This window comes from Seongchinamella sediminis (genome assembly GCF_003457605.1).
Classification (GTDB): domain Bacteria; phylum Pseudomonadota; class Gammaproteobacteria; order Pseudomonadales; family Halieaceae; genus Halioglobus; species Halioglobus sediminis.
Map to the genome: position 1 here is coordinate 50,594 of NZ_QRAN01000006.1, position 12,128 is coordinate 62,721.

12 protein-coding genes are annotated in these 12,128 nt (G+C 64.9%); 7 read left to right on the forward strand and 5 right to left on the reverse strand.

Features of this window, described 5'->3' with window-relative positions:
* Positions 1 to 48 precede the first annotated feature (48 nt).
* The 4 genes from DWB85_RS07200 to DWB85_RS07215 are packed head-to-tail and all read right to left on the reverse strand — an operon-like array spanning position 49 to position 5,326.
* On the reverse strand, positions 49 to 1,854 hold the full coding sequence (locus tag DWB85_RS07200) for an ABCB family ABC transporter ATP-binding protein/permease (protein ID WP_117953542.1): 1,806 nt from the start codon (positions 1,852 to 1,854) through the stop codon (positions 49 to 51).
* 43 nt (positions 1,855 to 1,897) lie between these two features.
* Positions 1,898 to 2,638: a fumarate reductase iron-sulfur subunit gene (locus tag DWB85_RS07205; RefSeq protein WP_117953543.1), complete on the reverse strand. Its 741-nt coding sequence runs from the start codon at positions 2,636 to 2,638 to the stop codon at positions 1,898 to 1,900.
* Positions 2,631 to 4,613 (reverse strand): fumarate reductase flavoprotein subunit, encoded by a 1,983-nt coding sequence (locus tag DWB85_RS07210; protein ID WP_117953544.1) that lies wholly within the window; start codon positions 4,611 to 4,613, stop codon positions 2,631 to 2,633. The genes DWB85_RS07205 and DWB85_RS07210 overlap by 8 nt, the downstream gene beginning before the upstream one ends.
* Positions 4,610 to 5,326, reverse strand: a complete 717-nt coding sequence (locus tag DWB85_RS07215) for a fumarate reductase cytochrome b subunit (protein ID WP_117953545.1) — start codon at positions 5,324 to 5,326, stop codon at positions 4,610 to 4,612. Before DWB85_RS07215 ends, DWB85_RS07210 begins: the two co-directional genes overlap by 4 nt.
* A gap of 142 nt (positions 5,327 to 5,468) precedes the next feature.
* Between DWB85_RS07215 and lipA the strand changes: the two genes are divergently transcribed.
* Both lipA and DWB85_RS07225 read left to right on the forward strand, forming a co-directional pair.
* On the forward strand, positions 5,469 to 6,479 hold the full coding sequence (lipA, locus tag DWB85_RS07220; RefSeq protein ID WP_117953657.1) for a lipoyl synthase: 1,011 nt from the start codon (positions 5,469 to 5,471) through the stop codon (positions 6,477 to 6,479).
* 398 nt (positions 6,480 to 6,877) lie between these two features.
* On the forward strand, positions 6,878 to 7,750 hold the full coding sequence (locus DWB85_RS07225) for a 1-aminocyclopropane-1-carboxylate deaminase/D-cysteine desulfhydrase (protein WP_162846046.1): 873 nt from the start codon (positions 6,878 to 6,880) through the stop codon (positions 7,748 to 7,750).
* A 29-nt stretch (positions 7,751 to 7,779) separates the two neighbouring features.
* Here DWB85_RS07225 and DWB85_RS07230 read toward each other — a convergent pair whose 3' ends face one another.
* Entirely contained in the window at positions 7,780 to 8,721 is a 942-nt protein-coding gene (locus DWB85_RS07230; RefSeq protein ID WP_117953547.1) for a DUF1853 family protein, read from the reverse strand.
* On the opposite strand from DWB85_RS07230, the gene DWB85_RS07235 reads away from it, so the two are divergent.
* The 5 genes from DWB85_RS07235 to DWB85_RS07255 all read left to right on the forward strand — a co-directional run bounded on the left by DWB85_RS07235 (position 8,720) and on the right by DWB85_RS07255 (position 12,124).
* Positions 8,720 to 9,604 carry an NAD(+) kinase gene (locus DWB85_RS07235; RefSeq protein WP_117953548.1) on the forward strand — a complete coding sequence of 295 codons (885 nt, stop codon included), beginning with the start codon at positions 8,720 to 8,722 and terminating at the stop codon, positions 9,602 to 9,604. The two genes, DWB85_RS07230 and DWB85_RS07235, sit on opposite strands and share 2 nt — an antisense overlap.
* Positions 9,604 to 10,470, forward strand: coding sequence for a rhomboid family intramembrane serine protease (locus DWB85_RS07240; RefSeq protein WP_117953549.1), 867 nt, complete (start codon positions 9,604 to 9,606; stop codon positions 10,468 to 10,470). Before DWB85_RS07235 ends, DWB85_RS07240 begins: the two co-directional genes overlap by 1 nt.
* A gap of 57 nt (positions 10,471 to 10,527) precedes the next feature.
* On the forward strand, positions 10,528 to 10,938 hold the full coding sequence (locus DWB85_RS07245; RefSeq protein WP_239017253.1) for a zf-TFIIB domain-containing protein: 411 nt from the start codon (positions 10,528 to 10,530) through the stop codon (positions 10,936 to 10,938).
* A gap of 88 nt (positions 10,939 to 11,026) precedes the next feature.
* Positions 11,027 to 11,278 carry a YeaC family protein gene (locus DWB85_RS07250; RefSeq protein ID WP_117953551.1) on the forward strand — a complete coding sequence of 84 codons (252 nt, stop codon included), beginning with the start codon at positions 11,027 to 11,029 and terminating at the stop codon, positions 11,276 to 11,278.
* 9 nt (positions 11,279 to 11,287) lie between these two features.
* Positions 11,288 to 12,124: a DUF2797 domain-containing protein gene (locus DWB85_RS07255; protein WP_239017254.1), complete on the forward strand. Its 837-nt coding sequence runs from the start codon at positions 11,288 to 11,290 to the stop codon at positions 12,122 to 12,124.
* The last annotated feature ends 4 nt before the right edge of the window (positions 12,125 to 12,128 follow it).

The following is a 12,128-nucleotide window of genomic DNA, read 5'->3' on the forward strand; positions in this document are numbered from 1 at the left end:
GGTGCCCACAGGCCACTGTCGCTCGTCGCAGGGGCACTGCAACTCGTCTCAGGATGCGGGGGCAAGTGGTTGTTTTTGCTTCTGCTGCGCCCGCCACAGGGCGGCGTAGGCCCCGTCGGCCGCCAGCAGTTGCAGGTGGCTGCCGCTCTCCCGGACCCGCCCCCGGTCGAGGACCACAATGCGGTCGGCGTCGATGATTGTCGACAGGCGGTGGGCGATAACCAGCGAGGTGTGGCCCTCGGCGATCTCCCGCAGCGCGGCGACGATGGCCTGCTCCGAGTGGCTGTCCAGTGATGAAGTCGCCTCGTCGAAGACCATGATCGGCGGCCGCTTGAGAATGGTGCGGGCGATGGATACCCGCTGCTTCTCGCCGCCGGACAGCTTCAGGCCGCGTTCTCCCACCAGGGTCTGTTCGCCCTGGGGCAGGGCGGCGATAAAGTCGTCCAGGTGGGCCAGGCGAATGGCCTCGGCAACCTGCTCGTCGCTGGCCTGCGGATTGCCGTAACGCACGTTGGCGACAATGCTGTCGTTAAACAGCACCGTATCCTGGGGCACAATACCGATGGCCTGGCGCAGGCTGGCCTGGGTGACGGTGGCGATGTCCTGGCCGTCGATGCTGATATGGCCGCGGTCCGGGTCGTAGAAGCGGAACAGCAGCTTGACCAATGTCGACTTGCCGGAACCGCTGGCGCCGACCACCGCGACTTTTTCTCCCGGTGCCACGCGCAGGCTGACCCCCTGGAGGATAGGGCGGTCCGGCTTGTAGGCGAAGTCGATGTTGTGGAATTCGATTGCCCCCCGGGTCAGCTGCAGCCTGCCGGCATCGGGCCGGTCGACCACCGTTGGCGTGACCGCCATCAGCTCGAACATCTTTTCGATGTTGGCCATGGAGCCCTTGATCTCCCGGAACACGAAACCCAGAAATCCCAGCGGCAGGAACAGCTGTATCATGAACTGGTTGATCAGGATGAAATCGCCCAGGGTCAGGTCGCCGCGATAGACCTGGCTGGCCGCCAGGCCAATCATCGCGGTTTGCGACACCGCAATAATCAGCGCCTGGCCGCCGTTGAGGCCAAACAGTGACAGGCGGTTCTTGCGCCGGGCCAGCTCCCAGCGGGCCAGTTCGGTATCGTAGCGCCGGGCCTCGAACTCCTCGTTGCCGAAGTACTTCACGGTTTCAAAGTTCAGCAGGCTGTCAACCGCGCGGGTGTTGCTGGCGGAATCCGCCTCGTTCATTTCCCGTACGAAACGGGTCCGCCACTCGGTGGCGTAGAGTGAAAACAAGCCGTAGAGGACGACCGCGGCCAGGGTGATGAGGGCGAAACCCGGCCCGTAGTTGAACAGCAGAATACCCACCACCATGCCGATTTCCAGCAGGGTGGGGGCAATATTGAAGACGAAGAAGCGCATCAGGAAACTGATGCCCGTGGTGCCGCGCTCGATGTCCCGGGCCAGCCCGCCGGTGCGCCTGCCCAGGTGGTACTCCAGGTCCAGGGCGTGCACATGGCGAAACACCTGCAGGCCGATGCGGCGCATGGCGCGCTCGGTGACGCGGCCAAAGATGGTGTCGCGCAACTCGCCGAAGAATACGTTGGCAAAGCGGGCGCCGCCGTAGGCCAGTACCATGCCCAGCAGCAGCCCCGGTGCCAGGCTGCCGGGTTCCGCACCCTCCAGCGAATCCACCAGGTGCTTGAGCAGGAAGGGGATGAGGATGATGGCGCCCTTGGCCAGTATCAGGCAGGCCAGGGCCAGCAGTACCCGGTAACGCGACTCCAGCAGGTAGGGGACCAGGTGTTTGACGATGCGCCAGTTGATGCTGGCGTTGCTGTCAGTGCTCTGGCTTAAGTGTCGCATGGGCGGATTCTAAGCCGCCGGCTGCCGCTTGTCCTGTGAATTTTCAGACCGCGACCATCCTCCGGCGCAGGAAGGCGATTTGCGCGGCCAGCGGCAGGTCCTTGGGGCACAGGTCCTCGCAGCCCAGCAGGGTCATGCAGCCAAAGACGCCGGAATCGTCGCCCACCAGCTGGTAGAAGTCAGCGTCATCGCGCTGGTCCCGCGGGTCCAGGCGAAAGCGGGTGACCTGGTTCAGGCCCACGGCGCCGACAAAGTCGTCCCGCATCTGGGCGGTGCCACAGGCAGCGATACAGCAGCCGCATTCGATACAGCGTTCCAGTTCGTAGATCTGCTCCGCCAGGTGCGGTTCCATGGGCTGTTCCAGCCGGTCCAGGTCGACAGCTTCCAGATCACTGGCGTGAACCCAGGTTTCCAGCCGTTCCGCCATGCCGCGCATCCACTTGCCGGTATTCACCGACAGGTCGGCGATGAGTTCAAACCCGGGCAGCGGCATCAGGGTGAATTCGTCGGGCAGGTCCCGGGTGAGCGTGCGGCAGGCCAGCCCCGGGCGACCATTGATAATCATGCCGCAGCTGCCGCAAATGCCGGCGCGGCAGACGAAATCGAAAGTGAGAGTCGGGTCCTGTTCCTCGCGAATCAGGTTGAGGGCGATGAACAGGGTCATGGCGTCGGTTTCAACCACCTCGAAGGACTGCAGGCGGGGCTGGCTGTCCGGCTCGGCGGGGTTGTGCCGCAGGATATTAATCCGCAGCGTGCGTTGCTGGCGAAGCGGGATGTTATCCATGCGGGTCTCCCAGGCGCTGGTTGGTGCCGCGGTAAATTTCCGGCAGCAGGTGCTCGAAGGGCATGAGCAGGGCCTGGCGCTGGCGTGCATCCAGCGGCCCCGCCTGGGCCAGCAAGGCGTCGATTTGTGCCTGGCGGGCATCGCTGTCCGGGTGGGCGATAAAGTCCCTGGCGCCGTAACCGCGCCAGCCGGGGGGCAGTTCCATGCTCATGATATCCAGCGGTTCGTAGTCGATGACCGGTTGTTCCCGGCCGGGTTCCGGCCAGCTGGTGAGGGTGCGTTTGAGCCACTGCTGGTCGTTGCGCTGCGGGTAATCCGCGCGGAAGTGGGCGCCGCGGCTCTCGGTGCGCTGCAGGGCGCCGCTGGCGACACACAGCGCGAGTTTGAGCATGCGCGGCAGGCGGTAGGCTGCGACCAGCTCCGGGTTGGGGCCGCGGCGGGCGCAGCTCAGGCCGATATTGCGGGCCCTTGCCTGTAGTGCCAGTAAGCCGGCGACAGCTTCCTCGAGACGCCCGGCACTGCGGAAGATGCCTACCTTGTCGGTCATGATCTGCTGCATCAGGCGGGTCAGCTCCACGGCCTGTTCTGTCCCCTGGTTGTTGGCGATAGCGGCCAGCCTGGCGGCTTCCCTTGACTGGAATTGTGCCGCCAGCGATGTCGACAGGGTCAGGGCACCGCTCGCCGATGCGCAATAGTCGGCGATGGTTTCACCGACAATCATGCCCGCGACCACCGTTTCGGCGACGGAGTTGCCGCCGAGGCGGTTGAAGCCGTGCATATCCCAACAGGCCGCTTCTCCCACCGCGAACAGGCCACTGAGCGTGGGGCACTGTCCCCAGCGGTCGGTGCGGATACCGCCCATGGAGTAGTGTTGCGCCGGCCGCACGGGGATCAGTTCCTCCGCCGGGTCGATACCGAGGAAGTAATGACAGATCTCGCTGACCTCGCGCAGCTTGCTGTTGATGTGCTCCCGGCCCAGCAGGCGGATGTCCAGCCACAGGTGCTCGCCGAAGCGGCTGCTGGCGCCGTGCCCCGCGGCGATGTGCTCTTCCATGCGCCGGGAGACCACGTCGCGGGAGGCCAGTTCGCGCTTTTCCGGCTCGTAGTCTGGCATGAAACGGTGGCCGGCACCGTCCAGCAGCAGGCCGCCGTCTCCTCGGCAACCCTCGGTGACGAGAATGCCCGAGGGAAAAATGCCGGTGGGATGGAACTGCACCGCCTCCATGTTGCCGAGCCGGGCGAGGCCGGTTTCCAGCGCAATCGCGGCGCCCATGCCCTCGTTGATGACGGCGTTGGTCGACACCCGGTAAATGCGTCCGAAGCCGCCGCTGGCGATGCAGGTGGCCCGCGCCAGGTAGGTTTGCAGCTCGCCGGTCATCAGGTTGCGGGCCACGGCGCCACAGCAGCGCTCGCCGTCATGGATCAGGGCGATGGCCTCCATGCGCTCGTGTACGGGAATGCCCGCGGCGATGGCCTGGTTGCTCATGGTGTAGAGCATGGCGTGACCGGTACCGTCGGAGACGTAGCAGGCGCGCCACTTCGCGGTGCCGCCGAAGTTGCGGCTGGTGATCAGTCCGTGGGCCTCATCCGCCTCGCGTATGGTCTTTTTCTGGCCGTCCTCGGTGATCTGGTGTTCGCCTTTCTGCACTCGCGACCAGGGCACGCCCCAGGCCGCCAGCTCGCGGATGGCCTTGGGCGCCATGTGGGCGAACATCCTGACCACGTCCTGGTCGGCGCCCCAGTCCGAGCCGCGCACGGTGTCGGCAAAGTGCAGGTCCTCGTTGTCGCCGGCGCCGCCGAGGCAGTTGCCCAGGCTCGCCTGCATCCCGCCCTGGGCCGCAGCCGAGTGGGAGCGCTTGGCGGGCACCAGGCTGAGCACGGTGACGTCCAGCCCCCGGCGCCGGGCGCCAATGGCGGTCCGCTGGCCGGCCAGGCCGCCGCCGATGACCAGTACGTCAGTAATTATCGGGCTCATTCGGCCGCCTCCTGGGTATAGCGCTCGCCGGCGTAAGGGGCGTGCTGGGCACCGATACGCATGTAGGTCAGCAGGGAAGCGGTACCCAGGCACAGGTAAAACGCCACGATGCAGCAGGCCGCCAGCTTCAGCCGCCCCCGCCACAGGCCCAGGCGCTGGGGGGAGAAGGGGCCCCACTTCAGGCACAGGCGGTAAATGCCGATGCCCGCATGGAGATGAACAATCAGCAGCAGCGGGGCGTACAGCAGCCAGAAACGGCCACTCCAGACCCGGTCCGAGGAGGCGTAGGGGCCGATGTTATCCGGCTGCAGCATGACCACCAGCAGGTGAGCGGAGGCGAGGAAAAACAGGGCAAAGCCGGTGATCACCTGGATATACCAGGCGGTGGTGTCCAGGTGCCGCATGGCGCCAACGTGGCGATTCAGGCGCTGGTACTGCCGGTAGTTGGCGGGAAACTTGCGCAGCGCCAGCAGCGCATGCAGGGCGATCAGGGCCAGCACCAGCGCCGCCGCCACCGACACCAGCGCCGGGTAGGGGCGACCGAGCACATGGGCGCCCTCGAACATACGGGTCACCCAGAGCATGGCGTCCTTGCCCAGCAGGATGCTGGACTCGAAAAACATATGGCCCCAGATGAACAACACCAGCAGCAGGCCACTGAGGCTCTGGGCGGCGTCGAGTCGGGCGGGCCAGCGATTTATTGTCTCTCGCATCGGTTAAGGCTCCAGTGGCATTGCATCCATAGTAGCCTGTCTTCGGCTTTATGCACCTTGTTCTGGCTCAATATCAGGGTCATCGCCGCCGGCGGACAGCTTCGTTATAATGCCCGTCTATTTTGCAATGCAGAGCGTTTCCATGTCCGATGAGAACCTCATTCCCACGGTTCAGGTCACCAGTGGCGAAAAGTTTGTCAACGACCGGGGCATTACCGCGATCAAGGACGGCATCAAGGCTGGCGCCGGGACCGGTGATCGGCTGCGCAAGCCGGACTGGCTGCGGGTGCGTATCAGGGGCGGCGAGACTTTTGAACGGGTCAGCGATATCGTCCACGCGCATGGCCTGGCCACGGTCTGCGAGGAAGCCAAGTGCCCGAACATGAGTGAGTGCTGGAGTTCCGGCACCGCGACCATCATGCTGCTGGGCGATGTCTGCACCCGGGCCTGCCGCTTTTGCGCGGTGAACACCGGTAACCCCCGCGGCTGGCTGGACCCCGAGGAACCGGCCAAGACGGCCCGTTCGGTGCAGCTGATGAACCTCAAGTACGTGGTGCTGACCTCGGTCAACCGCGATGACCTCGACGATGGCGGGGCAGGGCAGTACGCAGCCTGTGTGCGCAAGGTCAAGGAAGTCAACCCGGGAACCGCGGTTGAGGCCCTCACGCCCGACTTCCTGGGGGTGCTGGCGGATGTGGAAACCGTGGTCGATTCCGGCATTGAAGTGTTTGCCCAGAACGTGGAAACGGTCCGGCGCCTGACCCATCCGGTCCGCGACCCCAGGGCCTCCTATGAGCAGACCATCGCCGTGCTGGCGCACGCCAAGCGTTACCGCCCGGATGTGCTGACCAAGACCAGCCTGATGCTGGGCCTGGGTGAAACCGAGGACGAGATCCTCCAGTGCATGGACGACCTGCGCGCGGCGGGGGTGGATATTGTCACCTTCGGCCAGTACCTGCAGCCCACCGCCAATCACTACCCCATCGACCGTTACGTCACCCCGGAAGAGTTCGAGACCTACCGCCAGTGGGGGCTGGAAAAAGGGTTCCTGGAAGTGGTGTCGGGGGTGCTGGTGCGTTCCAGCTATCGGGCCGAACAGGTGCTGGAAAAAAACAATGTCGGGCTGGCGGGGCCCACCCCGGGGAGCGTGTAATCCCCGGGTCAGGCGCCACCAGCGCCGCGATGCTTACTCGACGGTGCCGGTGACCTTGCCCAGGCTCTTGTTGATTTGCATGGCCCAGCTGTTGAACACCCGCGTCACGTCGGCCCGGTTGCTCACGCTGTTGTTGGGGCCCCACATACTGGTGTTCCGGCGCGGCTGCCGTCGATGCGGTGAAGATTGTTGCCGACGACTTCGGCGTCCGCTCCGGTTTGTACCTCCGGCGAGCCGGCGCAGGCGCTCAGCAGAGCGGCCAGGGCGGCGGTGATCAGGTAATGCCTGGGCATGTAGTCTCTACTTTGTCGATGGCCAGCGGGACAGCGATCCGTGACACAATAGTGCCCATGACCCGCCAGCCGATGATACCACTTTCCTTTCCAGGCGCCGCGCCATTGCAGCGGATTGATATCGGCGCTGTGCACATTTTGCGGCTGGATCAAAGCGGAGGCCCGGCACCGGGGAACAAGCGCTTCAAGCTTCGCTATCACCTGGCCGCTGCCAAAGCCCGGGGCAGGAAGCGGATACTCAGCTTTGGTGGTGCCTGGTCCAATCACCTGCACGCCCTGGCGGCCGTGGGTGCCGAACTCGGCCTGGAAACCATTGGCATTGTCCGCGGCGGGGAGCACAGCACCCCGATGCTGGAGGATGCCCGGGCCTGGGGGATGGAGCTGGTCCCGGTGTCCAGGGAGGAGTATCGGCGCCGCGCCGATCCGAACTATATCGAGGCCCTGGCGGCGCGCTTTGGCCCCTGCCTGGTGGTGCCTGAAGGGGGCGGCGGGGCGGAGGGTGTGCGCGGCTGCCTGGATATCGCCGGGATGATCAACCAGCTGGAGCGGCACTGGTCCCGGGTGGTGGTGGCCGTGGGCACCGGCACCACGCTGGCCGGACTGGCGGCAGGGCTGGCCTGCGCCGACGAGTTGCTGGGAGTCGCGGCGCTCAAGGGAGCGCCAGGCCTGGATGCGGCGGTGCAGCAGGCGCTGGACACGGCGGGCCTGGCGGCGCGCCTGCCCTGGCGCATAGATCACGATTATCACTGCGGCGGTTTTGCCCGCAGTAACGCCGCACTGCGCCTGTTCATGCAGGAATTCGAGCAGGCGCAGCGGGTGCCGCTGGAGCCGGTGTACACCGGCAAGGCCCTGTTCGCGGTGCACAGCCTGCTGGCCAGTGGCCAGTGGTCGGCCACTGAACCGGTGCTGGTGGTGCACACCGGCGGGTTGCAGGGGCGCCGGGGTTATGACTGGCTGGACCGGGGGCACCTCGATTGATGTGAACAGACCCGCACCCCGACAACTGCTCAGCCATGCTCCTGCGGCCAGTCATCGGCAACCACAAACAGCCGTTGCTGCTCGCATCCGCTGGCATCGAGCAGGGCAAACTGCCGGGCGCGCCCGCTCTGCTCCGCGGGCCACGCCGGCTCGCCGGTGCCAGAGACCGGGTGCAGCGGGGCCAGCCACTGGCGCCGCGCCAGCCGGACGGCTGTCGAGTTGGCCAGTATGGCCCGGGCGTTTCCGGCATGTGTCCACAGATGCATCGGTTGGCTGTTGTTGCAGCCGGGCGGGGTGCCGCCCCGGGCGCCGTATTGCCGGTACAGTCTCCCTCTTACCGCCAGTTCCCGCAGTGGTGATTCTGCGCCGAGGCGGGCCAGCACCTCGCGGGCCGGCGCCTGTTCCGACAGGCGAACCTGGTGCTGCAGCATGCGCCCGAGTTTGAGATCCAGCCTGTCGTGGCTGTTGGGGCCGAGCCAGTGGCGCCATTCGCTGCCGTCCCTGCCCGGAGCGCAGAGGTAGAACTTCAGTGCCAGTTCCAGGTGGATCGCCCGCTGCCGCTGGTGACAGAAATAAATCAGGTCGAACTCTCCCAGGGTCCTGCCCTCGGCGCGCACCGGGAGATTGCTGGCCAGCAGTTCCACCTGGGGGTCGCTGCGCAGGAAAAACTGCCACAGGGATTCGAAGTAAAGACCCAGCCGACGGCTGTTGGCGCTGGCGATAAACTGCAGCAGTTCCGCCGGCTGTGCATCCAGCTGCCGCAGCCATCGCCGGCGCGCTGCGGTGAGCGCAAAGTGACAGTTGCCCGGCGACTCTCCTGCCGGCAGCAGGTCGGCATCGAATAGCGGCGGCGAGAAACAGGACCAGGCCAGGTCGCGAACCTCGGCAGTGCGCAGTTCCCGCAGGGTGTTTTCGGGGAAGGCATTCACGTGGTTATAATACCAGTCCTTTGCAACGATAGGCGCGCGCATGCCTGGTTCCTTCAAGAAGATCGGTCTGGTGGGTCGCAGCCACCAGGATGACCTGGACGTGGTGCTGCAGGAACTGCTGGACCTGCTGTTACGGCGCGGCCACGAGGTAATTCTCGAGGACCGCCTCGGGGAACTGGTAGCCGACAGCGGCCTCCGGCTGGCGAGCAGGGCGGAGATCGGCCAGGAATCGGACCTGGTGATTGTTGCCGGGGGCGATGGCAGCATGCTCAGCGCCGCCCGCACCCTGGCCCGGTACGAGACACCGGTGCTGGGCGTGAACCGGGGGCGGCTCGGTTTTCTCACCGATATCAGCCCCGACCAGATCGCCGAGCAGGTGCCCCGGGTACTGGACGGCGAGTACGATACCGAGAACCGCTTCCTGCTCGACGCCTATGTGGAGCGCAACGGGCAGGCGGTGGCCAGGGCCGACGCCCTCAACGATGTGGTGGTCAACTCCGGTACCTCGGCGCAGATGATCGAGATCGAGCTGTCGATCAATGGCACCTTTGTCTACCGCCAGCGCGCGGACGGGCTTATCGTCTCCACTCCCACCGGCTCCACTGCCTATTCACTGTCCGGTGGCGGCCCGATCATGCATCCCTCGCTGGACGCCATTGTGCTGGTGCCCATGTTTCCCCACGCCCTGAGCAGCCGGCCCATCGTCGTCGACGGCAATTCGGAAATCCGCATGGATATCCTGCAGCGCAATCGCATCCATCCTCCGGTCACCTGTGACGGCCAGGTCAACATGACAGCCCGTCCCGGAGACACCGTGGTAATCCGCAAGAATCCCCACCGGCTGACGCTGCTGCACCCTCTGGGTCACAGTTTTTACGCCAGTTGCCGCGACAAGCTGCGCTGGAGCAACGCGCTGGTCGACTGATGGCTGATTCCTATATCGTGCTCCAGGTCCCGCTGGAGGAAGACCTGCTGCCGTTGACGGCGCTGCTGCGCCGCCGTGGCGTCCCCCACCGAATCTACGAGGAAGAGGGGCAGCAGGTGCTGGCGGTATTCGACCGGCAGCATGTGCAGCCCGTTGCCAGCCTCTACCAGGCCTGGCGCCGGGGCCAGGTAACCATCGAGCCCGGTGACCCGCGGCCGGTGGCTGCCAGCGCCAGCCGCTTCCAGTGGCGCCAGTCGCCGGTGACGGCGCTGTTCGGCCTGGTCAGCATTGTACTGTTCCTGGCCCTGCTGCTCGGCGCGCCCCAGCAGTGGCTGGGCTGGCTGACCTTCACACCCTTTGAAATCCGCGCCGGACAGCTGCATTTCCTGCCCATGGGGGACCAGTACTGGCGGCTGGTCACGCCCATCTTCCTACACTTCGGCTGGCTGCACATCACTTTTAACACCCTCTGGCTGTGGGAACTGGGCTCGAAAGTGGAGCGCGTCACCGGCAGCCCGAATACCCTGGGCCTGTTGCTGGTCATCGCCCTGGTATCCAATATCTGCCAGTACCAGTTTGGCGGCCCCGGCCTGTTCGGCGGCATGTCCGGGGTGGTCTACGGCCTGCTCGGGTTTTCCTGGGTAGCGCCGCTGGTGCAACCGCGCTGGGTTATCCAGCCGGCCAGGGCAATCATGCTGCTGATGGTCGGCTGGTTGTTCCTGTGCCTATTCGGGGTGGTTGAGTTCCTGGGCTTCGGCGCCATCGCCAACGCGGCGCACCTCGGCGGGCTGGTGGTCGGGCTTGCCCTGGGGGCGGCATTCGGCCTGTTGTCACGCCTGCAGGACAGTGGCAGGCAGGGCTTGTAAGCCGTCGGGCTTGAACTACACTACGATTGGCAAGCCAATAACAAGAGGTTCGAAAAAGTGGAACACAACCCGGAACAGCACAGCCTGAAGTGCCCCAAGTGCCACCATGGAATGGTGGAAGTGGAGCACAGTGACGTGGTTATAGACCGCTGCACAAATTGTCACGGTCTCTGGTTCGATGCCGACGAAGCCCATCAGCTCAAGCAACTGCCGGAGAGCCATGCAGTAGATATCGGCGATCCCAAGGAGGGCTGGAAATGGGACAGCCGGGTGGAAATCGACTGCCCGCGCTGCAACAAGCGCATGGAACTGACCGCCGACGCCAAGCAGAAGCACATCTGGTACGAGGTCTGCCACGATCACGGCATGTTCATGGACGCCGGCGAGTTCGCCGACTTCAAGGAGGAGAGCCTGCTGGACTGGTTCCGGGGCGTGATCAAGGGTGACCGGGCGACCGTCTGCCCCTGAATAATCCGGTGGCCTGCGACCGCAGCGCCACCACTTTTGCCGCAATCGGGCGTATAATCGCGGGTTTTTGGTCGCCCTGGGAAACCCGATGGATTACCAACAGATGATAGAGACCATGACGCCGGAGCTTTACCGGAGCCTGCGTCGTGCCGTGGAACTGGGCAAATGGCCGGATGGGCGGCCACTCACCCCGGAACAAAAGCAGAGCGCCATGCAGGCGGTGATTGCCTGGGGCCAGCGCCACCTGCCGGAGACCAAGCGGGTGGGCTACATCGACAAGGGTCACAAGGCGGGAGACAGCTGTGACGATCCCGCGGAAACACCGCTGAACTGGAAATAGGAGTCACCTGTGGCTGAGCTTCTGGCGGCAGGTGCCGTCCGCAAAATGAAAACCGAACTGGACGAGCAGGTCGGCTATGCGCTGCCCCTGGGGGACGAGGCCCTGCCGATGAACGCGCTGCTGGGCAAGACCCTGCGCCTGGATTACAACGGCGCCATTCATTGCATCGCCTGCGACCGCAAGACCAGCAAGAGCTTTAACCAGGGCTACTGCTATCCCTGTTTCCGGCGCCTGGCACGCTGCGACAGCTGCATTGTGTCGCCGGAAAAGTGCCACTACGCGGCGGGCACCTGCCGCGAACCGGAGTGGGGCGAAACCCACTGCATGATCGACCATATCGTCTACCTGGCCAATACCTCGGGGCTGAAAGTCGGCATTACCCGCCACAGCCAGGTGCCCACCCGCTGGATGGACCAGGGCGCCACCCAGGCCCAGCCTATCTTCCGGGTGGACACCCGGCACCATTCCGGCATTGTCGAGACCCTGTTCAAGGACCACGTGGCTGACAAGACCAGCTGGCAGGCCATGCTCAAGGGCGATGCCGACACAATTGATCTGGAGCAGGAGCGGCAACGCCTGATGGCCGAGTGCGCGGTCGGCCTGCAGGAGGTCAGGGAACAGTTTGGCCTGCAGTCGGTCACAGCACTGGAGGACGCGGGTGAAACCCGCATCCGCTACCCGGTACTGGAGCATCCGGCGAAAGTAAAATCCTTCAACCTGGATAAAGCACCGCAGGTCGAAGGCACCCTGCTGGGCATCAAGGGCCAGTATCTGATTTTCGATACCGGTGTTATCAACATGCGAAAGTACGGCGGCTACCATCTCGCCGTCTCTGAATTGAACTGAGGAC